The organism is Bacillus sp. P4_D3, assembly GCF_056401855.1.
Genome location: NZ_JBFUIN010000919.1, coordinates 1 through 1,072, shown reverse-complemented (window position 1 = coordinate 1,072; position 1,072 = coordinate 1). Strand labels below are relative to the sequence as shown.

Annotated in this window: 2 protein-coding genes; both read right to left on the bottom strand. The window is 30.1% G+C overall.

Annotated elements, in window-relative coordinates; translation table 11 throughout:
- Positions 1–27 precede the first annotated feature (27 nt).
- The gene (locus AC1DTM_RS28005; protein ID WP_016104886.1) at positions 28–855 is read right to left on the bottom strand and encodes an SH3 domain-containing protein; all 828 of its coding nucleotides are present in this window, start codon (positions 853–855) and stop codon (positions 28–30) included.
- A partial coding sequence (locus AC1DTM_RS28000) for an RNA polymerase sigma factor (RefSeq protein ID WP_477001427.1) occupies positions 845–1,072 on the bottom strand: 228 nt, incomplete at its 5' end. The genes AC1DTM_RS28005 and AC1DTM_RS28000, both read right to left, overlap by 11 nt.

Below are 1,072 nucleotides of genomic sequence, written 5' to 3'. Positions count from 1 at the left end.
AGGTTCATTAAAGTGAACCTTCCTCTTTTACCATATAGAATCTATATTTATTATTTCCCATATACCTTCATCATTCTTTTCAAATATGAAAGAATATTTAATATCAGTTAAAACATACTCTTTTTGTACATATCCAGTATAACCGTTAATTGTCGATATTTTTATATATCCATCATTCTGCGCTTTTTCTGGAATCAAAGCTTTTACCATTTCATTAGATACTTCATATAAAACTTGTGATTCTCGTTTTGGTTCAGCTAAGATTTTTGTTTTATTTCCAGTAACAGTTGCATATATAAAATGTTCTTGCTTTGATTGATTACTTTCTGTCAATCCACTTGGTACTTTGTATACTTTTTTTGTATCATTTGCAAATTCTCCCCCCATTGTAAGAGCGACTTGCAACTCATGAAAAATATCCTCATCAAACTTCAATTCATCCCTCTTATAACTCTTCCCTTTAAATAGAACTTCATCATTTAATGCTCTATACAAATCATTTTCATTTTTTGAATTTGTGCTTCGATATAAATCATTCATAAATTGTTTTAATGATGGATCTTGAGCAGACTCATCTTTAGTTTTCGGCTTAATTTGAGTACTACTTTGTACCGGTGATTTATTATCATCAAGCCAAGGTTGTTGAACAATAAAAAATAACATTGTACAAACCAAAACAACTACAACAGGCAATGCTTTTTTACGAAATGGTCTCTTATATGTTACAGAATCTACTTCACTATTTTGATATACCGATTGCTTTATTTTATAAATAAATTCTTCTTCATCTTTCCGATGCTCCATTGGGCCTTTTTTCAATTTACTATACCAATCAGGATTTTTTTTACTGTTCATCACTTCTACCCTCCCCTATTAATTTTGAAACTTTATTTCTTGCTCGGCTTAATCTAGATTTTACTGTTCCAATTGACACTCCTAATGTTTCTGCCATTTCTTCATAAGATAATTCATATTTGGCGTCCAATATTAGTATTTCACGGTGTTTTTTAGGTAGTTTTAATACAACATCCCATACTTCATTCAGTTCCTCTTGCTTAAAAAACTCTTGTTC